The organism is Bartonella sp. P12B (assembly GCF_055796185.1).
In genome coordinates this window covers 46,661-70,023 of the sequence record NZ_JBTTDI010000001.1, presented here as the reverse complement: position 1 = coordinate 70,023, position 23,363 = coordinate 46,661, and the positions used below count along the sequence as shown (strand labels likewise).

11 protein-coding genes and 1 tRNA gene are annotated in these 23,363 nt (G+C 39.6%); 5 read left to right on the top strand and 7 right to left on the bottom strand.

The window, feature by feature from the left end; genetic code table 11:
- Nucleotides 1–22: 22 nt before the first annotated feature.
- From AC0QT1_RS00250 to aroA, 4 genes are all read right to left on the bottom strand, one after another.
- Nucleotides 23–8,599: a GH36-type glycosyl hydrolase domain-containing protein gene (locus tag AC0QT1_RS00250; protein WP_473201390.1), complete on the bottom strand. Its 8,577-nt coding sequence runs from the start codon at nucleotides 8,597–8,599 to the stop codon at nucleotides 23–25.
- Between the two features lie 229 nt (nucleotides 8,600–8,828).
- The gene (gene rpsA / locus AC0QT1_RS00245) at nucleotides 8,829–10,529 is read right to left on the bottom strand and encodes a 30S ribosomal protein S1 (protein ID WP_473201389.1); all 1,701 of its coding nucleotides are present in this window, start codon (nucleotides 10,527–10,529) and stop codon (nucleotides 8,829–8,831) included.
- A 144-nt stretch (nucleotides 10,530–10,673) separates the two neighbouring features.
- Nucleotides 10,674–11,321, bottom strand: coding sequence for a (d)CMP kinase (gene cmk, locus AC0QT1_RS00240; RefSeq protein ID WP_473201388.1), 648 nt, complete (start codon nucleotides 11,319–11,321; stop codon nucleotides 10,674–10,676).
- Nucleotides 11,318–12,646 (bottom strand): 3-phosphoshikimate 1-carboxyvinyltransferase, encoded by a 1,329-nt coding sequence (gene aroA / locus AC0QT1_RS00235; protein ID WP_473201387.1) that lies wholly within the window; start codon nucleotides 12,644–12,646, stop codon nucleotides 11,318–11,320. Before aroA ends, cmk begins: the two co-directional genes overlap by 4 nt.
- A 184-nt stretch (nucleotides 12,647–12,830) precedes the next feature.
- Here aroA and AC0QT1_RS00230 point away from each other — a divergent pair, with 184 nt between their 5' ends.
- From AC0QT1_RS00230 to ilvD, 3 genes are all read left to right on the top strand, one after another.
- The gene (locus AC0QT1_RS00230; RefSeq protein WP_473199960.1) at nucleotides 12,831–13,211 is read left to right on the top strand and encodes a TIGR02300 family protein; all 381 of its coding nucleotides are present in this window, start codon (nucleotides 12,831–12,833) and stop codon (nucleotides 13,209–13,211) included.
- A 123-nt stretch (nucleotides 13,212–13,334) separates the two neighbouring features.
- Nucleotides 13,335–13,410 (top strand) — tRNA-Ala (locus AC0QT1_RS00225).
- A gap of 459 nt (nucleotides 13,411–13,869) precedes the next feature.
- The gene (gene ilvD / locus AC0QT1_RS00220) at nucleotides 13,870–15,708 is read left to right on the top strand and encodes a dihydroxy-acid dehydratase (protein WP_473201386.1); all 1,839 of its coding nucleotides are present in this window, start codon (nucleotides 13,870–13,872) and stop codon (nucleotides 15,706–15,708) included.
- Nucleotides 15,709–16,018: 310 nt separating this feature from the next.
- Here the strand turns inward: ilvD and mutS are convergent, their stop codons facing one another.
- The gene (mutS, locus tag AC0QT1_RS00215) at nucleotides 16,019–18,763 is read right to left on the bottom strand and encodes a DNA mismatch repair protein MutS (protein WP_473201385.1); all 2,745 of its coding nucleotides are present in this window, start codon (nucleotides 18,761–18,763) and stop codon (nucleotides 16,019–16,021) included.
- A gap of 206 nt (nucleotides 18,764–18,969) precedes the next feature.
- Between mutS and AC0QT1_RS00210 the strand changes: the two genes are divergently transcribed.
- The gene (locus AC0QT1_RS00210) at nucleotides 18,970–21,267 is read left to right on the top strand and encodes an NADP-dependent malic enzyme (protein WP_473201384.1); all 2,298 of its coding nucleotides are present in this window, start codon (nucleotides 18,970–18,972) and stop codon (nucleotides 21,265–21,267) included.
- 53 nt (nucleotides 21,268–21,320) lie between these two features.
- Here AC0QT1_RS00210 and secB read toward each other — a convergent pair whose 3' ends face one another.
- Nucleotides 21,321–21,803: a protein-export chaperone SecB gene (gene secB, locus AC0QT1_RS00205; protein ID WP_473201383.1), complete on the bottom strand. Its 483-nt coding sequence runs from the start codon at nucleotides 21,801–21,803 to the stop codon at nucleotides 21,321–21,323.
- Between the two features lie 144 nt (nucleotides 21,804–21,947).
- Nucleotides 21,948–22,454, bottom strand: coding sequence for an FxsA family protein (locus AC0QT1_RS00200; RefSeq protein WP_473199965.1), 507 nt, complete (start codon nucleotides 22,452–22,454; stop codon nucleotides 21,948–21,950).
- A 204-nt stretch (nucleotides 22,455–22,658) separates the two neighbouring features.
- Between AC0QT1_RS00200 and AC0QT1_RS00195 the strand changes: the two genes are divergently transcribed.
- Nucleotides 22,659–23,351 carry a Tim44/TimA family putative adaptor protein gene (locus tag AC0QT1_RS00195; protein WP_473199966.1) on the top strand — a complete coding sequence of 231 codons (693 nt, stop codon included), beginning with the start codon at nucleotides 22,659–22,661 and terminating at the stop codon, nucleotides 23,349–23,351.
- The last annotated feature ends 12 nt before the right edge of the window (nucleotides 23,352–23,363 follow it).

Below are 23,363 nucleotides of genomic sequence, written 5' to 3'. Positions count from 1 at the left end.
GTGTTTTACCTTTTTCGTTTTTTTAAAATTTAACGGTGCGTATAATTTTGTGTTTTCCGGTTTTTTGTAACGGTATACCTGCATAAACATCAGTATATTTTTTATCATCAACACTGAGTATATTTTCAGCCCCCCATTTGACTTTAATGGTATAAACAGCGTCATACAATTTCATTTTTGCTTCATATTCAGGCCAGGAGGAAGGTAAATTTGGATGTAAAAACAATTGATGATCTTGACGCTTAATTCCAAGAATGGCTTGTATTGCAGCATGATAAAACAAACCTGCTGAGCCTGTATACCATGTCCAACCACCTTGTCCACGACGTGGTTCAATAGCGTAAATATCTGCGGCTATAACATAAGGTTCAACACGGTAAATTTCAGGATTTTTTCCGTGGTTAATAGGGTTTATCATAGAAAATAAAGCATAAGCTTTATCACTTTCCCCCATTTCAGCAAGCGCTAAGATGCTCCAAATGGCACCGTGCGTATATTGACCACCATTTTCTCGAATTCCTGGTGGATAACCTTTTATATAGCCAGGTTCAAGGATACTTTTATCAAAAGGAGGCCAGAAAAGACGTATAAGACCACCTTTTTCATCAGACAGCTGCTCAAGCATTGATGCCATTGCTTTTTTTTGACGCTTAAGTGATGCCATTTGAGAAATGACAGCCCAAGATTGAGCAATGGTATCAATTTGGCATTCATCATTTATCTTGGAACCAAGAGGGGTTCCATCATCAAAATAACCGCGTCGATACCAAGCACCATCCCAACCATTTTTTTCTAGGGATTTTTTCAAATGTTTAAGAGATGCACTCCATGTTTGCATATGACTGCTGTCACCACGGTTTTTGGCAATGGGGATAAATGCTTGTAATGTAGTGCCAAGAAACCAGCCAAGCCAAGTGCTTTCGCCTTTTCCTTTAATGCCAACCAAATTCAGACCATCATTCCAATCCCCTCCTAGAATAAGTGGAAGCCCATGTTGTCCACAACGTTTGATGGCAAGATCTAAAGCTAAAGCACAATGTTCATAAAGTGTTGCGACCTTTGAGGATTGTAAAGGCTGAAAATAAGCATCATGTTGTTCAGCAGTTAAAGGAGGGCCTTCAATGAAAGCAATTGGGGTATCAAGAAACTCGTAGTCACCAGTCGTATTGACATAAAGAGCTGTTCCATATGCAAGCCAAACAATATCATCAGAAATGCGTGTGCGAACACCAGCATTGGTGTCTGGTAACCACCAATGCTGTACATCACCTTCGGGAAATTGATGCGCTGCGGCGTTTAACAATTGTTCACGTGCCAGTTGTGGTTTCAGCAATAATAAAGATAAGCTATCTTGCAATTGATCACGAAAGCCAAATGCACCACTCGCTTGATAAAAAGCTGTACGCGCTAGCATGCGACATGCATAGGTCTGATAAGGGAGCCAATGATTGACCATAATATCAAAGGATGGGTCAGGTGTTTTTACTTGAAGAGGAGAAACGAAATCATTCCATTGCTTTTTTTGTTGTGTGAGCAGAATTTCAAAATGACTTGTGCGCACTTGATCTAGGAGTTTTTCAGCCTCTTGCCTGTTTTCAGCACTGCCAAGATAAAAGATTATTTCTTTTGTTTGTCCTGGTAACAGATCAATATCGTAGGCTAATGCTGAGCAAGGATCACATCCTGCTTCAATTTTATTTGAAAGGGCATGAGCCTTGCGGATTGCATGAGGATGCGTAACAGTTCCTGTTGAACCAATAAATTCAGTGCGATCGGTCGTGGTGCTGGTTGGCATTTCTGATGCTGATAAAAATGCTGTTTGTTGAGATTTTTCAATGTGATAGGGATTTTGAATAAAATGTGCACCACGTTTGGGATCATAAGAGGGTAGTATAAAAGGTGCATATTTGGTACGAACATTTCCTAAAACCCATTCAACATAGTTATAGAGGCGTAAACTACGCAATTTTTTTCCTTCATTTTTAAGAATGAGGCGTGAAAGGCGAACAGGTTTTTCTTGATCGAGCGTATGAGTCAGTTCTAACGCAATCTCTGAATGTGTAGATTTAAATGTTGAAAATCCAAAACCATGACAAGCTTCATAAACAACATCTTCATTGCATTCAACGGCAGAAATTGGTGAGAAACGTTTTAAGGACGAGCGATCTACAAGATAAAGTGCCTCTCCTGGGCGGTTAGAAACAGGATCATTTGCCCAAGGAGTTAATTGATAATCGCGACTATTGTGAGCCCAAGTAAAGAGTGTGCCTTCAGAAGAGACATGGAAGCCAAAGCTGTGGTTAGCAATGACATTAATCCATGGATGCGGTGTCGTTGTATGCCCATGAAGACGGATGACATAATGATTGTCATGATTAAAGCCACCGTAACCATTCCAATACTTTAGATCTTTGCCATTCGTAGCAAGAGGCAAGACTTTTTTGGGGCCAATAAGACCAAGAGAAGTAAAGAGATTTTGTTCAGTTGGTGTTGTTATTTGCTTTCTTTTATCACATTTGCTATCATTGAATTTATTATTGAATTCTTGATTGCTATTGCGTACACCCAGATCAGAATCAATATTTTCTATACGTTTGAGTTGTTCAGACAAAGATCCATTTTGCGCATGAAGGATAATACGGGCTGATGCAAGAAGTGTTTTGAAACTTTGTTCATTCATTTGATCACGCCGAAGGGTAAAAATATGTTGGCGTTTATCGGTTTCAATGGTGTTGTGTCGGTAAGATTCGCATACCCATTCAATAGCGTGTTGCGTATCCTGTACATAGGAAAAGGCTTGCTCATTTAAAATAACAAGATCAACAATGAGTCCACGTATACGCCAATATTCATGGGCTTTAAGGAGTTCGCGAAGGACAGTTATATCCGTCTCATTATCTAATCTTAGAAGGCAGATGGGAATATCTCCTGAAATGGACATTGGCCAAAGATCAGACTGTTTGCCGAGAGTTTTTGCTAGTATTTCAGGAGAAAGACGCCATGTGTGGTCTGGATAGATAAGAGGCGTTGCGTATTTTTGATAAGTAATGGCTTCTTTAAGGCTGATGCCACGCTGGTATAGCGAGACTTGTGAGTGTGTCCATGCCATTGAAAACTCTCGTTGAAATACATTAGATTGTTGATAATGTTTAATATAATTATCCAGTTTTTCTTTCGTATGAGCAGCGAAAGTCCAAAAAATGAGTTCAACTTTTTCATAGGCAGGAATTTTTACACGGCAGCGAAGTGAGATGATTGGATCAAGGACGCAGCCTTGACTGTTGCTAAAACGAGCATTTTGATCAAACGCAGCAGGTCGATGAATGGAGCGGCCCCGACCAATAAACAGAGAACGATCAGTTTCAGCTTCTGTTTCTTGGATACTCTTCGTGATATCGCTAACAAAATGGGCGATATGAATTTCAGGATCATGAGGCGAGCGTTTGCGCCTTTTGGCAAAAATTGTTCTTCCTCCCTCAGCTATTTCTGTTTCTATAAACATACGTGAAAAAACAGGATGAGCGCAGTCTGTTTCCATGGTTGCGAGCGCTAGTTCACCATAGGAGGTAACTTCAATAAAACGATCTTTGTTGGTCGTATTTATCAGCTGGAGACGTCGTCCTTCACCATCATTCTCGGATGTAACGAGACATTCAAGCCTTGATTTTACGCCATCAACCATTTTCATATAGTCAGCTTTTTCGTCTGTAAAAATGCTGATTGCTTCTTCTTCAACAACGCGTGTTGGCTCACCGGTAACAGACCACCAACGTCCACTATGCATATCACGTAGAAAAAATAAGAGTCCCTGTTGATCTTCTGTTGCATCAGGCACAAAGCGCGTAATCGCGTAATCATGCCAACGGCTGTAACCTGAACCATTGGCTGTCAACATTGTAGAATAAAAGCCATTGGATAAGAGTAAAGTTGCACGAGGTTTGAGAAGTGGGTTTGTAATAGTACGGGTAGGAGCGTTATCAAATTCTTGAGAGTTGTTGCGGATGGGATTGGCAACTTTTGTGTGAATGACGGGAATTTGATAGGGGGCTCTTTCGTGGAGTAAAAATTGTGTTGCTTCAATGACTGGATCATGATGAAAACGATTGCGCATGCGCCCATCAAAAATGACATTGTTAATAGCAAGAATTGACATGCCATGATGGTGCGCATAATAATTACGTACAATGGCGTATTTTTCTCCTGTCGGGACACGTGAAGGCGTAAAATCAACGGAGTCGTAATAACCATATGTTCCTAAAGCTCCAAGATCACGGAGTCGCTTTAAATTTTTTATGGCATGTTTTGGCATATATTGTGCTGCTAAAAGGCTTGCGTAAGGAGCAATAACTGCATTGCGTGATAAACCACGTTTGAGTCCAAGAGTTGGGTCCCCAAAACTGGCATATTGGTAATTCATTAAATGATCGCGAGCATTAAATGCGGCTTCTGAAATACCCCATGGCAATCTTCTTTCATAACCATATTGTATTTGATGACGAATAATTAATCTATTTGTTTGATCTAGGATCGAACCTTTGGGTTCGTGCATAATGAGAGATGGCATCAGATATTCGAACATGGATCCAGACCATGATAATAACGCACCTTTCCAACCAATTGGGATGAGTAATCGACCAAGATGAAACCAATGTTTGAATTTGATATCACCTTTTGCGATGGCGAAAAGGCTTGAGAGACGAGCTTCTGAAGCCAAAAGATCATAACATCCTTCATCAAGTTTATTTTCCTGAACACTGTAGCCAATGGACAAAAGTTGCCGTTCAGGTTGTTCTAAAAAACCAAATTCCATATTAAAGGCTATTTGTCGTGCACTTATAGCTAAAGTATTTAATTTTTGACGTATTTTTTCTATATCATAATCCCTAGTATTATCATCATGATGAACTTGGCAGTTTTCTAGGAGGCATTTAGCCCAACAGTGTGCGCGGGCAGATTCTACAGTTTGAATTTTTTGATCAAGGTCTTCTATTAAGGACTGAAGAGCACGGGCTTTAAGTGAAAGGTTTGTGATATGAGCAGTGGTTGCTTCTGATTTTTCTATGAAAGCACTAATGGAGTGATAAAGATTAGCGATGTGCTCTTCGATTTGTTGGCGTAAGGGATATAAATTGGGTTGATTATCCGGAATTTCTTTCATAGTTTCTTCAAGAAGAGCATGAATATCCCATAGACCTTCTCGATCGCCTTGAAAAAAAACATGAGGTTTTTCAGCCCATTCACTTAAGGCTGAAGAAAGTGTTACCAAATGGCCGGCGAGATTTCCTGAATCAACGGTTGATATATAAGTTGGCAAGAGAGGTTTGAGTGTATCCGTTGCGTACCAATTGTAGAGGTGTCCACGGAATTTTTCCATTTTTGCAAGAGAGCTTAATGTAGCTTCAATGCGTGTAATTGTTTCTTCAAAGCTAATCCAACCAAAATCACGTGCAGCAATAACAGAAAGAAGATAAACACCAATATTGGTAGGAGATGTGCGTTGAGCAACAAGAGGTTCTGGATCTTCTTGAAAATTATCAGGTGGCAAATAATTGCTTTGTGCATTGACGAAGGTTGCATAATAAAACCATGTACGTCGTGCAATAGAGCGTAGTATTTTTTTATCTTCGGAAGAGATATCAAGGGTATCTTGAAATGTTGAAGGTTGGCTGACAAACCAAGCAATTAAGGGCGAAAAAAACCATGCAAGTCCAAAAGGCAAAGCAATAAAGCTTGCAAAACTCTTAAAAAAAAGAGGGAATGCAACGGCAAGAATACCAATAAGTGATGCTGGCCACATTGTAAGGATATAAAAGCTTAGACTGTTGGGAATTGATTTTGTTGCAGCGAAGGTTTTCCATTCAAGCAGATGTTGTTTTGAAATCATTATGCGATAGAGTGTGCGAAGAATAGCATCAGTCATAAAATAAGCTGAATGGGCAAGAAATGTAATTTTAAGAAATATATTTGCACCCGTAAGGATAATTTTTTTCAAAATTAATTGAAAATATCCGCGTAAAGAATGATCAAGAGTGGATGGAACAAGAGTTTGTAATATGTTTAAAATTGGTGAGATAAAGGGACTAATGAGCAAGAATATTTGCCAGATGATTGCGCTTTTTAATGGTAAAAGAGACCACCCTGTAATGGTTGCGATCATCCATAGAAGTGGTGTGAGAGAACGACGCAAATTATCCTGCATTTTCCAACGTGTCGTAGAACTGATTTTATGAGGGAAAATGAGATAAGGCAAGAGTTGCCAATCACCACGAATCCAACGGTGATGACGCATAACATCAATATTGTAGGAGGTTGGATAATCTTCAATTACTTCTACATTACTTATCAATGCTGTTCGTGCATATCCTCCCTCTAAGAGATCGTGACTAAGAACGGTATTTTCTTTAATTTTTCCTTCAAGCGCGTGTTGAAATGCATCAATATTATAAAGACCTTTACCAATGAAACTTCCTTCTCCCAAAAGATCTTGATAAGTATCAGAAACAGCAAAGACATAAGGGTCAAGTCCACGGCTGGTAGAAAAAACACGTTGCAGAATTGATGTTGCTTTTCCTGTTGTAAGGGAAGGTGTAATACGAGGTTGCAAAACACTATAACCTTTCACAACGTTTCCATTGTGTGGATCGAAAGTTGGCTGGTTGAGTGGATGGTTAAGTTTTCCAACGAGTTTTGTAACACTTTCAGGGGTGAGACGTGTGTCTGAATCCAGTGTCATAACAAAACGGCAATCCATGGGAAGAAGGGGATTTGGGGGATAGAAGCTTGTATTTTTATCGCCTCTTAACAACAGATTGAGTTCATGAAGCTTGCCACGTTTTCGTTCCCATCCCATCCAGCATTTTTCGCTGGTATTATAAAGACGCCGACGGTGTAAAAGAAAAAAGAGGGGGATGTCATCACGATGATAACGGCGATTGAGTTTATCAATTTTTTTTTGTGCATAATGCAGCAGGTCAAGATCATCTTGCGTTTGTTCGAAGGAAGCGTCACCCCAATCCGTTACGAGGGCAAAATGAATGGCTCCTTTCGGGTTAGTAAGATAGTGCACTTCGAGATTACGCACTTGTTCATCAATATCATCACGTGATGTAATGAGGGTAGGTACGACGACTATTGTGCGCGCATGTTCAGGAATACCTGCTTTATATTCGTAACCAATGAGTTGTTTTGATGGAATAACCCATGAAACAACAGTGTTAAAGAGGGCAAAAGCTGCATCCATAGCAGGAAAAAGTGCTAATCCAGTAAAGAAAATAGACATCCATGGAGCTATGCCAGATTTCTGGAACAGAAAATAAATTGTAAACAAAAAAGTGAAGGTTAAAAAAGAGACAGGAATTGCAATAGTTTTTATTTGTAAAGAAGAAAAAACTCGTGCCCATTTTATGAGCAGAGGAGGCGTGTAACCACAAGCTTTTTCAAAAGTATAACGTCCATCGTCGACAAGATACCAACCAACAGAGGAAAGACTATGATGAAAGGATTCTTTAGAAGAAGAGTGTGCCATTTCCACAGCTTTGCGTGCAACTTCTAGTTCACTAAGAGGCGAAAGACGTGCAATTTTTTCGATGACTTGTCGATAGATATTGCGTGAGTGAGAATCAATTTCAGAAAAATCACTATTTTCACGCAAAATAGAGTCCACGGAACTGACAGTCTCAAACCATATTGTCCAGTCAACATCATCAATGGCTTTAAGGGAACGAACAATATTGCCCATAGTTACACCATCTGCTGCTTGGCGGGTATGTTCATCAGCTGTTACAGTTTCTAAGTTACTACTTCGACTCTGTAATTGCTTTTCAAGCCAATTTAATGCGTTTGTTGAATCGACAGATGCGCTCCGTAAACGGTAGAATAAATGCGTTGAAAAGGTTGAATCTACAGTGCATGGTTCATACTGCATTAAAAGAGCATGTAATTTTGTTATATTATCTGCGAGGGAAATTTTATCGGCTGCTTTATGAGCAAGAAGGCGCATCGACCGAGTTTGTTCAATACGCTGTGAGAGACGACAAACATTTTCAATTAACAGCATTTGTATGACAGAAGGGAGTGCCCATAATTCACCGATTTTAAGGGTACAAATCTCTTGAAACCCATTGATCATAGCTGTGAGTGTTTTTTGTGAAAATCCACTATCTGTATGAGCAATATAAAGCCAAGCTAAAGCAAAGATACGTGGTATGTTTATATTTTGTTTATAAGCGGGGAGTTGTTTGATGAATGATTTAGAGAGGCTACGACGGAGTTTTTGTATAGTTTTGTCAATTGTATAATGATTATCAATGAGCCATTGAGCAGATGGAGCAATGGTTTCATCATTCCAAGCAGCAATATCGCTGGTCTGAAAGGCATGGAAAATAAGTTTGCCATTTTCTTTCAATCTTCTGTAAAAATTATTTTCTCCTTTATATTCAGGAAGTAATATTTCTTTTTTAGAGGCGATATCATGACCTAATTTATACAATTCATCTTGCGATTTATAAGTTGAGCGAAGAGGAGAATTGCTTTTAATAAGATGACCGGTTTCAATTTTTTTAGAAAAGAAATAATTCATGAAAGATATTGTACGTGCCATAATATTTTATTGCTATTCAATTACGTGGTTTTTTTACATTTAATAATCTTTGAGCACTTTATCTTAATAATAATTAGTTTATAAGAAAAAATAAAATTTCTATTTCTCTTCTAAGATTATTTATAATTTTTGATGAGATAATTGAAGAAGTGAGCAAACAATTTCTTAAAAAAAAGGTCGCTAGAATGATAAGCGACCTTAGTTTTGACAATTTTTTAATAACTAAACATTAATCTTGTTCTTGTTTTTTCAAAGCTGCACCGAGAATATCACCAAGAGAAGCGCCTGAGTCTGTAGAACCATACTGTGCAACAGCCTCTTTCTCTTCTGCAATTTCTAAAGCTTTTATAGACACTGAAAGTTTACGTGTTTTTTTATCAAATGCGGTGATACGAGCATCAATTCTTTGACCAATTGAAAAACGTTCAGGACGCTGCTCGTCACGATCACGAGCCAAGTCAGCACGGCGAATAGTTGTTTCAAGATTATGGTCAATCAATTTTACATCAATATCGTTCTCATTCACTGCAATAACTTCACATGTTACGACAGCCCCTTTGCGTAGTTCCCCAGCGGCAGCCGCTTCTCCAACTTTATCGCTAGAAAGTTGCTTAATTCCAAGAGAGATACGCTCTTTTTCAACGTCAACATCAAGAACCACGGCTTTAACAACATCACCTTTATTGTAAGTATCAATGACCTGTTCACCCGGACGATTCCAATCAAGATCGGAAAGATGAACCATGCCGTCAACATCGCCTTCAAGTCCAATGAAGAGACCAAATTCTGTTTTGTTTTTGACCTCTCCTTCAATTTGTGAATTGACAGGAAATTTATTAGCAAAAGCGATCCACGGATTTTCAAATGTTTGCTTTAAGCCAAGAGAAATACGTCGTTTAGAAGGATCGATTTCAAGAACAACGACTTCTACTTCTTGTGATGTAGAGAGAAGTTTTCCTGGATGAACATTTTTCTTTGTCCAACTCATCTCGGAAACGTGGATCAGCCCTTCGATTCCTGGTTCTATTTCGACAAAACCACCGTAATCGGTAATATTTGTAACAGCACCAGTAATTTTTGTACCAACGGGATATCGAGCGCTAATAGTTTCCCAAGGATCACTTTCAAGCTGTTTCATGCCAAGAGAGATACGGTGTGTATCTTGATTGATACGAATAATTTGAACTTTAATAGTTTGTCCAATTGTGAGGACTTCAGAGGGGTGGTTAACACGGCGCCAAGCCATATCTGTAACATGTAAGAGTCCATCAATTCCACCAAGATCAACAAAGGCACCATAATCAGTGATATTTTTAACGACACCTTCAACGATTTGGTTTTCTTCAAGATTTTGTACAATTTCTGAACGTTGCTCAGCACGGCTTTCCTCTAAGACAGTACGACGTGAAACGACAATATTACCACGACGACGATCCATCTTTAAAATTTCAAAGGACTGTGAATTGTGCATGAGAGGGGAAACATCACGAATGGGGCGAATATCGACTTGGCTGCGAGGCAAGAAAGCAACAGCGCCATCGAGATCGACTGTAAACCCTCCTTTAACTTGGCTGAAGATAATCCCATCAACGCGTGTACCAGCATTGAATTTTTCTTCTAAACGAATCCAGCTTTCTTCGCGCCGTGCTTTTTCACGTGAGAGAACAGCTTCACCCATCGCATTTTCAATGCGTTCAATATAAACTTCAACTTCATCGCCAACTTTTAAAGAACCATCTTTTCCTTTAGCTCCAAATTCTTTGAGTGGAATGCGTCCTTCGACTTTAAGTCCAGCATCAATAATGGCCATGTCTTTTTCGATTGCAATGACACGACCTTTAACAACGGATCCTTCGGTAAGATCATTGGTTTGAAAGGATTCTGTTAAAAGGGCTTCAAAATCCGCTGTTGTGGGATTGTATTGTGACATAAGAACTCCTGATACATACCTTGGATTTAAAAGGTATAAGCGCTAGGTTAGTGTTAACATAGGGTAACTTCATGCCTTTTTTCTTAATATTTCTTAAATATAAGAAGAAAAATTAGCGCTAGGCTGAAAATCACCTTGACGATTTCATCCAATTATACGCTCTTTTATGATTGGATCAATAAAAGCGCATGCAATTGCAAATGTTGCTTCTATACTCAATTCTGATGTATCAAGCAAGTGGGCGTCTTTTGCCGGTTTTAGCGGACTTTGTTTGCGCATTGTATCACGGTTGTCGCGTTGTTCAAGCTGAGCGAGGATTTCATGATAATCTGCGTGCACGCCTTTTTTTAAAATTTCCTGATAGCGGCGTTTTGCACGTGTTTGAACATTAGCGAGAACGTAAAATTTAATATCAGCATCGGGACACACGACAGTGCCAATATCACGCCCATCAAGCACACTGCCGGGCATAATTTTAGCAAAATGACGTTGCTTGGCAACGAGAATTTCCCGTACAGCAGGGATGAGTGCTATTTTTGAAGCGGCTTCACCAAGTTCATGAGAAGAGAGGAGAGTTGGATTTAAAGTATTAAAATCAAGTTCTATGGCACAGGCAAGAGCACTTTTTTCATTATCGAGAGTCAGTTTTCGTTGTAAAAGTGCAAAAGCAACACCGCGATAAGTGAGACCAGTATCGAGATGTTGAAGGTGATAATGAGCAGCAATTTTTCGTGCTAATGTCCCTTTTCCTGAGGCCGCTGGTCCATCAATTGCAATAACAAAAGGTTTCAAGAGATTTTTCCCCCAAGTTGTTTTATAAAAGGGATAAATTCTGGAAAACTCGTAGCAATCATTCGCTTATCATCGATCGTGACAGATTTTTCTGATACGAGTCCAAAGATTAGAAAACACATGGCAATTCGATGATCAAGATATGTGGTAACATTTCCACCACCCAGTCCTTTTTCAGAGCCTTTTCCATGAACAATGAGAAAATCTCTCCCTTCTTCACATTCTACATGATTAATTTTGAGCCCTTGAGCAAGTGCGGACAAACGATCTGATTCTTTAACACGCAATTCTTCAATGCCTAGCATAACTGTTTTGCCTTCCGCAAAGGCTGCTGCTACCGCTAAAGCTGGATATTCATCAATCATTGAAGGGACTCGTTCTTTGGGTACAGTGATACCTTTTAGTCTTGAGGATATGACTCGCAAATCAGCAACATTTTCTCCTCCTGTTTGGCGTTGGTTCAAAAGCTCAATTTGAGCGCCCATTTCCCATAATGTTTCGATAAGTCCTATTCGAGAAGGGTTTATAAGAACATTTTCAATGATGATATCAGAATTTTCTACAAGAAGGGCAGCGATCAGTGGAAAAGCGGCAGAAGAGGGATCCCCAGGAATATCAATCGCTTGTCCAGTAAGATGTGTTTGGCCATTGAGATGAATAAAGCGTGTCCCTTGAGCATTTGTTTCTATCTCAAGTTCAGCACCAAACGCTTTTAGCATTTTTTCCGTATGATCACGTGTGGGAATCTGTTCAATAACAGTTGTGGTGCCAGCGGTATTAAGTCCAGCAAGAAGGATTGCTGATTTAACTTGGGCAGAAGCCATTGGAATAGGATAGCGAATCGGGTTAGCCGTTTTGGGTCCATAAAGCGTTATAGGAAGATGATCGCCTTTAGTTGCTTCAATTTCAACACCCATTAAACGGAGGGGATCGAGAATACGTCCCATTGGGCGTTTGGAAAGAGAGGCATCCCCGATAAAAGTTGTTTTCATATGATAAGGACCAACCATTCCCATAACGAGGCGAACACCTGTTCCAGCATTGCCAAAATCTAAAGGGTTTTGTGCAGTTAAAAGGCAACCATTTCCTGTTCCTCGTATGATCCAGAGATCATTTTTCTTTTGAATGCAAGCGCCCATAGCTTGCATAGCCTTAGCTGTATTGAGAACGTCATCGCTTTCTAGCAATCCGTGGATATATGTTTCACCACTTGCTAATCCTCCTAATATAAGGGATCTATGGGAGATTGATTTATCTCCTGGTATTTTAATTTTACCAGAGAGATTGGTAGACTTGTAGGCGGTTATAGGTATTGCTTTTTGCATAGAAATTCTATTTAATTTTATCTAAATTTGACTGAATTAAGCATCTTTTAGCACATGCTTTGACAGGCGTCATGAGAAAATCTATGTAGAACGAGGTATTTATCTTTGACAAAGACATTATTTTTCGATTAAGGACCATAAAATTTATTTTAATGGAATTATAGTTAATCAAGAGGGATGGTTCATGGCAAAACAAGAACTTGGAACGAAGCGTACCGATCCAGAAACAGGAAAAAAGTTTTATGATCTTAATCGCGACCCTATTGTATCACCTTATACAGGAATTTCTTACCCGCGCTCTTATTTTGAGGTTGTGGCAGCTGAAGCAAGTAGTGAAGAAGAAGTTGATGCAGAAGAGCTTGATACAGCGCTTGAAAAGTCTGCCTTTATGCTTCTCGAAGAGGATGATGACGATTCTAAAGATGATGATCTTCCTGATTTGGAAGATAGTGATGTGGATCTCGGCGATGACGATGATGCGTTTTTATCTCACGATGAAGACGACAATGATGATGACGTTACTGGTATTATCGGAGGCGGTGTTTCTAACGATGACGATCTTTAAGAGAAGTTAAAAGGGTATTCTTTTTCTTGAATACAAATTCTTCTTGATCTTCGATTTTTCTCGTTCTAGAAAACCCCTCTTAAAGGTGTTTTATCCTTTTTGAAGAGGGTCTATCTTTAATGTGGGGCTATAGCTCAGCTGGGAGAGCGCTTGCATGGCATGCAAGAGGTCAGCGGTTCGATCCCGCTTAGCTCCACCAAAAAGAGACTAATTTTTGTTAGAAAAGCGTCGTCATTTATAACAGGATTTTGCATATTTTAAGAGGATCGATGGTCGTTGGTGCTATTTTTTCCTTGTAATTTTTTAGTGATTCTTGAAGAATGTTTGTTTGCGATTGTTGGTCGTGTTTTTTATTATTTATAGAGCTTTCCTGTAATAAAAACGAAAAAGAAGTGAGTGATATTCATCTGATGCATAAAAAGCACGTTGTTTATCATTGATGATACCCTTCGTAAAAAGTAACAGTGGTAAAATCTTTAGAAAAAGCTTGATGAGATTATGAAAAGTGCTGTCGAATGGGGTTTTATGAATAACTTCGAATTTTGTGGTTTAAATGTCTCAAAAGAGGTATTTTTCTCTTTCTCATGCACCAGCTCTTGTATTTAAGGTTGGCTTGCAGCACAACATAGAAAATGGAATTATTTGAGGGGAAAAAATAATGCCTTCTTACCGTTCAAGAATATCAACTCATGGGCGCAATATGGCAGGGGCCCGCGGTCTTTGGCGTGCAACGGGGATGAAAGATACCGATTTTGGTAAACCCATTATTGCCATTGCGAATTCTTTTACACAATTTGTACCAGGACATGTCCATTTAAAAGATCTCGGGCAGCTTGTAGCTCACGAAATAGCTGTTGCTGGTGGTGTTGCGAAAGAGTTTAACACAATTGCTGTAGATGATGGAATTGCTATGGGGCATGATGGGATGCTTTATTCCTTACCTTCGCGTGAAATTATTGCTGATTCTGTTGAATATATGGTCAATGCTCATTGTGCTGATGCGCTTGTCTGTATTTCCAATTGTGACAAAATTACACCTGGTATGTTAATGGCTTCTTTGCGGTTGAATATTCCAACAATTTTCGTTTCAGGCGGCCCTATGGAAGCAGGTAAGATTAAATGGAAAGGTCAAAATCTTACTGTTGATTTAGTTGATGCAATGATTGCTGCGGCTTCAGAGTATAATTCAGAAGAAGAAGTTGCGGAAATAGAACGCGCTGCTTGTCCTACATGTGGCTCTTGTTCAGGAATGTTTACAGCCAATTCTATGAATTGTTTGACCGAAGCATTAGGGCTTTCTCTTCCTGGAAACGGGTCAATGTTAGCGACCCATGCAGACAGACGGATGCTTTTTGAAGAAGCTGGACGACAGATTGTTGCGCTGGTCAAGCGTTACTATGAAAAGGACGATGAGACAGTTTTGCCGCGTTCTATTGCTTCACGCAAGGCTTTTGAAAATGCAATGACTGTAGATATTTCTATGGGAGGATCAACCAATACTGTCTTACATCTTTTGGCTGCGGCGCAAGAAGGTGAGGTCAATTTTACCATGACAGATATTGATCGCCTTTCGCGTCGTATCCCTGTTTTATGCAAGGTTGCTCCTGCTGTTGCCAATGTGCATATGGAGGACGTTCATCGTGCTGGTGGTATTATGGGGCTTTTAGGAGAATTGGATGCCGCGGGACTCATTGATACATCTACGTATACAGTTCATGCGAAAACAATGAAAGAAGCTCTTGGACACTGGGATGTGAAGCAGTCACATGAGGCAGCTGTTCATGAATTTTATCGTGCAGCTCCAGGAGGCGTTCCAACTCAAACAGCTTTTAGTCAATTTTGTCGCTATGATACCCTCGATCTGGATCGTAAAAATGGTGTGATTCGGGAGTGTGAACATGCTTATTCGCAAGATGGAGGATTGGCAGTCCTTTATGGAAACCTTGCAGAAGATGGCTGTATTGTAAAAACAGCAGGTGTTGATCAGTCGATTTTAACTTTTAAAGGCCCAGCAAGGATTTTTGAGAGCCAAGATTCAGCTGTTGCGGCAATCTTGAACGATAAAATTCAATCAGGTGATATTGTTTTAATCCGTTATGAAGGTCCACGTGGTGGACCTGGGATGCAAGAAATGCTCTATCCAACAAGCTATCTCAAATCTAAAGGATTAGGAAAAGTTTGTGCGCTTATAACAGATGGTCGTTTTTCAGGGGGAAGTTCAGGGCTTTCTATTGGGCATATTTCACCAGAAGCGGCTGAAGGAGGAGCAATTGCTTTGGTGGAAGAGGGGGATATTATAGAAATAAATATTCCTAATCGTACCATTAATATGTTGGTTGATGATGTTGAGATGGTGCATCGTCGTGCTAAAATGGAAGCGAAAGGAAAAACAGCTTGGCAACCCATTGAAGAGCGTAAACGTAAGGTCTCAAAGGCTCTCAAAGCTTATGCAGCAATGACAACTTCAGCTGCTAAAGGAGCGGTTCGTAGCATTTGACTATGGTAAAATTCATCTTGTGAAAGAGAGTTTTTTAGAGATTTGTGCATCTCTTGGGGGATATTGCAAGCAGGCTACTCAATGAGCTTGATGGAGTATTTCAAGCCATTGTGACTATGATTTGAAAATCGCACCGGAGATTGTTTCTTTTCATATAAGAGATTGAATCTTAAGAAAGATTACGCGCAGGCTTTTCCTCTCTATACATTCCTCTGATCAATATACATTGCGCTAAAAAGCAGTAATAATATGAAGAAATAATTCACTTCGTATCAAGAGGGATCATGAAAAAGCACATCACTTAATTTCGTCATAAGGGATGATTTTTTTCAAGTTGTTTGAGGCGATAGAGTGCCTCTAAAGCTTGTTTAGGAGAGAGTTCATCGGGATGGATATTTTTTAAAGCTTCATGAAGTACAGAATGTTTATTTGTTTTGTCATTTACGGGAGATGTCGCTTTAAGGGAAAAGAGTGGAAGATCATCAATTAATTTATGTCCTTTTCCAGCCATTTCACCTTGTTCTAATTGATGAAGTACATCCGTAGCACGTGTAATAACTGCTTCGGGAAGTCCAGCTAGTTTTGCGACTTGTACGCCATAGGATCTATCAGCAGCTCCTTTTGTAACTTCATGAAGAAAAACCACATCACCCTCCCAATTTTTTACTTTCATTGTTACATTATGGAGGCGATCCAGTTTCTGGGTAAGAGCTGTCATTTCATGAAAATGCGTAGCAAGAATAGCACGACAGTGATTAACCTCATGAAGATATTCAACAGCGGCCCAAGCAATAGAAAGCCCATCAAAAGTTGATGTGCCTCGTCCGATTTCATCCAGGATAACAAGGGAATGACTACTAGCATGATTAAGAATCGTTGCTGTTTCAACCATTTCCATCATAAAAGTTGAACGTCCGCGTGCAAGATCATCAGAAGCACCAACACGACTAAACAAGCGATCAACAACACCAATATGAGCTGCCGTAGCTGGAACAAAAGACCCCATTTGTGCCATAATAGCAATAAGAGCATTTTGCCGCAAAAAAGTTGATTTTCCCCCCATATTAGGACCTGTCAAAAGCCAAATTGCTGCATATTGATGATTTTCTTGCTCAGAAAGATCACAGTGATTAGCAACAAATGGTTCTGCTGCTTGTTTTCGTAGTGCTTGCTCTACGACAGGATGGCGCCCTGCTGTAATATGGAAGGTAAGGGATTGATCAATTTTAGGACGACAATATCCTTGTTCTTCAGCAAGATGTGCTAACGCAACGGTGACATCTAAAACAGCAAGTGCTTCAGAGGCTTTACGGATGAAATCAACTTGTTCGGTAATTTCATGAACAAGAGTCTCAAAAATTTCCAATTCGAGTGTGAGTGCATGGTTTGCGGCATGAGCAATACGGCTTTCAAGGTCAGCAAGTTCTGTTGTGGTAAAGCGCATAGCATTTGCCATTGTTTGCCTATGGATAAAACGGGCTTTAGCTTGAGGGCTATTTGTGAGAGCAGACGCTTGTACATTAGTGACTTCAATGAAATAACCTAGAATATTGTTATGCTTTATTTTGAGTGTCTTAATATCTGTTTCTTGAGCATATTGTGCTTGAAGTTCAGCAATAACACGGCGAGATTCATCGCGCAGAGCGCGCATTTCATCAAGCTCTTTATGGTATTGAGGGCGAATAAAACCACCATCACGTTTAAGGAGAGGAAGGTCATCCGCTAACGCTTGTTCTAGATGAAAATGTAAAGCAGTAGGTACATTTGAAAAAGTCTGTTGTACATCACTTATTTCCTGAGGAAGCAATTCATTGTTAAAAAGCTGATGAAGTTCACGAATAATTTCAAAGCCACGTTGGATTGTAGCCATATCACGGGGCCCCCCTCTGCCAAGAGCCAACCGAGAAACTGCGCGTGGCATATCTGGTCCCCCTTTTAAAATCAGCTGTATGGCTTCTGCAAGGGATGGGTTTCGTAGAAAAAAGTCAATTGAATCAAGACGTTTGTCAATAGCAGCCGGTGTGGTGAGAGGAGCAATGAGACGATCGACGAGAAGACGTGATCCTCCTCCTGTTACGGTACGATCAATAGCTTTTAATAAACTACCATCGCGTTGACCAGATGTCGTTCGGATGAGCTCAAGATTCATTCTGGTTGCAGCATCAATGAAAAGGGTAGCGCTTTCATTTTGACGTTCAGGGCGCATGAGAGGAGGGCGATGCGTGATTTGCGTTTTTTCAATATAACGAATGGCAGCAGCGATTGCGGAAAGTTCGGGGCGTGAATAATCGGCAACACCTTCAAGAGTTGAGAGTTTAAAATAACTGCAAATATCGCGTTCAGCGGTGATGACATCAAAGAGACTAATAGGTTGAGGCGAAATGATGCGACCAAGAACATCAAAAAGCGATTTGTAGGATTTATCATGAAAGAAAGAATCAGCAACAATGATTTCTTGTGGATCCACGCGCATAATATCCGCCAACAGTTTTTCATTGCGGCTTTCTGTTACACGAAATATGCCTGTTGAGATATCAATCCAAGAAAGGGCAAATTCCTCTCCGTCGCTAGTTTTTATACGGGCAAGTGTCATCAGGTAATTTGCGCGCGTTGGATCGAGGAGCTTTTCTTCTGTTATGGTTCCAGGTGTGACAAGACGAACAACATCGCGCTGAACAACCGATTTTGATCCACGTTTTTTGGCTTCTGCAGGATCTTCTGTTTGTTCACAAACAGCAACACGATAGCCGCAGGCAATAAGTCTTTGCAAATAATCATCAGCAGTATGAACGGGAACACCACACATAGGAATATCTTCACCTAAATGTTTTCCGCGTGTTGTGAGTGTAATACCTAATGCTTGGGCGGCTTCAACTGCATCATTAAAAAATAATTCATAAAAATCACCCATTCTATAAAAGAGAAGAGAGTCATTATTAACTGCTTTGATTTCTATATATTGCTCCATCATAGGTGTGAGGCGCTGTTGAGGAAGAGCAGATGAGGGGGTAGACTGTGGAATTAAATTATTTTTATGATCGTTTTTTTTATCCATTTTTATGCGCCTGTTTCCTTCAAGTGAGGCTTTGACACCCTTTTTTGTTTACTTCAATGTTTATCTTCATTATCCCTAAATTGAAACACAGACCGGCTCTGTTAAAGAAAGCATAACGGTTTATAACATAGGAATCAAATTTTAAAATCGGGTAATTACGCACATTATAGAGCAGAATTTACACTGTTTTTGGAAAGTTAAATGAAATGAAAAAAAGTGATCAGGATCAGAAAATACCTCAAACGATTTACAGTGCTAGTGAGAGGGAAGCCCTTGATTTTCATAGTCGTGGTCGGCCTGGAAAGCTTGAAATTGTTGCAACAAAGTCTATGGCAACACAGCATGATTTAGCACTTGCTTATTCACCAGGTGTTGCTGTTCCCGTTAAAGCGATTGCTGAAAATCCAGCATTGGCTTATGACTATACAGCAAAGGGCAATCTTGTTGCTGTTATATCCAATGGAACAGCGATCTTAGGTTTGGGCAATTTAGGGGCACTTGCATCTAAGCCGGTGATGGAAGGCAAAGCAGTCCTTTTTAAGCGCTTTGCGGATATTGATTCAATCGATCTGGAAATTGATACAAACGATACGGAAAGTTTTATCAATCTGGTGCGTCATTTGGAACCTTCTTTTGGTGGCATCAATCTTGAAGATATTAAAGCGCCCGAATGTTTTATAATTGAAAGTCGCTTACGTGAGATCATGAATATTCCTGTTTTTCATGATGATCAACACGGTACGGCAATCATTGTCGCTGCTGGTGTCATTAATGCATTGTATTTAACGGGGCGCGATATGCAAAATACGCGGTTAGTTTGTAATGGCGCTGGTTCTGCCGGAATTGCTTGCATTGAATTGATTAAGGCAATGGGGTTTCGTTCTGAAAATATCATATTATGTGATACGAAGGGTGTTGTCTATGAAGAACGCACGGAGGGGATGAATCAGTGGAAATCTGCGCATGCGGTGCGAACGGATAAACGCACTCTTGCTGAAGCAATGGAAGGCGCTGATATGTTTTTCGGAGTTTCTGCTAAAGGGGCAATTACTCCTGAAATGGTAAAGTCTATGGCACCTCAACCAATTATTTTTGCTATGGCCAACCCAGATCCGGAAATTACACCGGAAGAGGTTATGCAAGTGCGTGATGATGCCATTGTAGCAACAGGCCGTTCCGATTATCCAAATCAGATTAACAATGTCCTTTGTTTTCCTTATATCTTTCGTGGTGCGCTTGATGTGCGTGCAACGGTCATCAATGAGGATATGAAAATTGCTGCGGCAAAGGCTCTTGCTCGTTTGGCTCATGAGGATGTACCTGACAGTGTTGCGGAAGCTTATCATGGAAAGCGCTTAAAATTTGGTCCGGATTATATCATTCCTGTTCCCTTTGATCCGCGTTTGTTTACCGTTGTTTCAATGGCGGTTGCAAAAGCGGCAATGGAAAGTGGTGTTGCACAAAAGCATATTGATGACTTAGAAGCTTATGAACGTGATTTAAATGCGAGACGTGATCCCATTTCCTCCATTATGCGTGGTGTTTACAATCATGTTCGTCAAGCGCCAAAACAAATTGTCTTTGCAGAGGGTGAAGAAGAGCAAGTAATGCGGGCTGCTGTTTCCTATGTTCACCAAAAACTAGGACAGGCGATTCTAATTGGTCGTGAAGAACAAGTGAAGGAAACAGCTTCTCTTGCTGGAATTGATCTTGAACGTGAAGGCATTTCTGTTACGAATGCTAAACTCTCTTGTTGCACTGATGCTTATGCAAATTATCTTTATAAAAAAATGCAACGACAAGGTTGGTTATTGCGTGATTGTCACCGCCGTATCAATAATGATCGCAATTATTTTGCTGCTTGCATGGTGGCATTGGGTGATGCTGATGCGATGGTTACAGGAGTAACACGTAATTATGAAACAGCATTGATTGATATACGTCGTGTGATTGGTGAGAAACAAAAAGAACGTTTGATTGGTATCTCCATGGCTATTTGTCGTGGGCGCACTGTTTTTATTGCCGATACAGCTATTTATGAAAACCCCAACGCTGAAGAACTTGCTGATATAGCAGAACAAACAGCCTCTTTTGTTTGTGGATTAGGATATCAACCACGGGTAGCGTTTGTAGCATTTTCTACTTTTGGTTATATGAAAGGACAGATTACACAACATATTCAAGATGCCGTTCATATTTTACATGAACGCAAAGTTAGCTTTGAATTTGATGGAGAAATGAGTGCTGATGTGGCACTTAATTCGAAATTGATGCAGCAATATCCTTTTATGGGATTAAAAGACCCTGCTAATATTTTAGTGATGCCAGGATACCATGCATCTTCTATTGCGAGCAAAATGTTACAAGAGCTTGGTGAAGCAACAATTATTGGTCCTATTTTGATTGGATTAGAAAAATCTGTCCAAATTGTACCGTTTAGTGGAAGCGATACCGATGTTGTTAATATTGCAATGCTAGCCGCTTATCATGCGAAAAAATTGTAAAAAAGAAAGGCCTCTGATATTTCAGGGCCTTTTTGAAAATAAAAAATAATCCTTTAAGAGGGTTGTCTCTCACTTTGATTGTCTTTTTGTTCTTCAGCAAGTCGTTTTTGGAACAGAGCAGCAAAATCAATTGGGTCAATCCATAAAGGCGGAAAACCACCATTTTGCGTGGCGTCAGAGATAATTTGCCGAGCAAATGGAAATAAAAGACGAGGACATTCAATAAAAACGAGAGGCATCACATGTTCTTGTGGAATATTTTCAATATGGAAAACGCCACCGTAAATGAGTTCTACATGAAACAATGTTTCAGTGTCATCATTCGCTTTGACAGAGAGGGTTAAGATGACATCATAATTATCATCACCAATCGGGTTGGCGTTAACATTAATGTTGATATCGATTTGTGGTGCCTTTTCACGTAGACGCAGTGAGCGAGGAGCACTTGGATTTTCGAATGATAAATCTTTTAAATATTGAGTTAATACAGCAAAAACGGGCTCTCCACCGTTATTGTTCATTTCACTTTCGGCCATATTAGCAACCTCTCATCATTATTGTGTATATTTCTGTTTTGGATCTAAAGATCAAGCTGGTTAACACGCTTCGCAAAAGGTTGCAAGGAACCCTCTGTCTTGTCTTGATTGTTTTTTAGGTCGCTTGTAGATTTTTTGGGCATTTTAATGATTATCATCACCTTTACGCCATGGAGAATCTGTGGAATTATGGACTTGATAGTCTTCTTCGTTAAGATCAATTATTTTTTCAGATGTATTTTGCGCGTTGGTCTTGTGCTTAGGATGGGAATTCATTTTTTTGCTAAGGGATGATAAAAAACGCCAAACAACAGAACGGACTGGTTTAATAAGCAGTAATATTCCCAAAAGATCACTTACAAAACCTGGCAGAATAAGTAAAATTGCGCCAAGAATGATGAAAACATCATCAACCATATAATTTTTTAATGTTTGCCCTTGGATAAATTCACGTTGTATGTTTTTTAAAAGGCTAAATCCTTGAATTCTCAACAAAATAATTCCTGCTATTGTTGTGAGAACAACCAAACTTAAAGTTGCTAAAATTCCAATTTCTTTTCCAACAACGATAAAGCCGGCGATTTCAATCAAGAGAGCGCTGAGGAAGAGAACGATAAAAAAGCGAGGGTTTAAAGAGTAAGACTTTATCACACAAAAATTTCCTTCCCAAGTTTTGTGATAGAAAACGACAGAGCTATTTTTGTATAAACACGAAGGAATAAAGGCTATGAAAATGCATGAGAGGCTATAAAAATATTTAAATAGTAGATTCCTTATTTTACATCTTTATTTATAAATGATATTGACTGCAATGTTTATTACAGATCATCTTAGATTTGGAGATTAACAGCGCCCATGGAATTTGACGTTATACTTGTCATAGCTCTTGTTATTATGGTTGTCGTTTTTGTACAACTACGTAATGTATTAGGAAAACGGATTGGTTTTGAAAAGCCTCCCTTCGACCCTTATTCACGTCATTCTAAAAAACAGATTGAATCAGAAACGACAGACCATGTTGTTTCGTTCCCTCATCAGGATAATTCACAAAAGAGCGATTTTAATGAAATTGATGCGATTTCACCAGAGGGAAGTGCACTGAATAAAGGTTTACGCGCACTTCGTCAGAGCGATCCTCAGTTTTCTCCTCAATTTTTTATAAAAGGTGCTCAAGTTGCTTATGAAATGATTGTAACAGCTTTTGCTAAAGGGGATTGTGATCAGCTTAAGAAATTACTTTCTCAGAATGTTTTTGAGAGCTTTAGTGCTGCTATTGAGCAACGCGAAAAAAACAATGAAAAAGTCGAGTTTACTTTTGTTGGAATTAATAAAATTGAGTTTGTCGCAGCAGAAATGCAAGAAAAGGAACAATTTTTAACTGTACGAATTATTAGCGAAATGATTTCTGTAACCTATAATGAGCAGGGAGAGCGTATAGATGGTGATCCTGATGCGATTGTAGAAATTAGGGATATTTGGACTTTTGTTCGCAATAGCCTATCGTCAGATCCAAATTGGAAACTTTTTGCAACAGAAGATGAAAATTAAAATCTCTTTGGT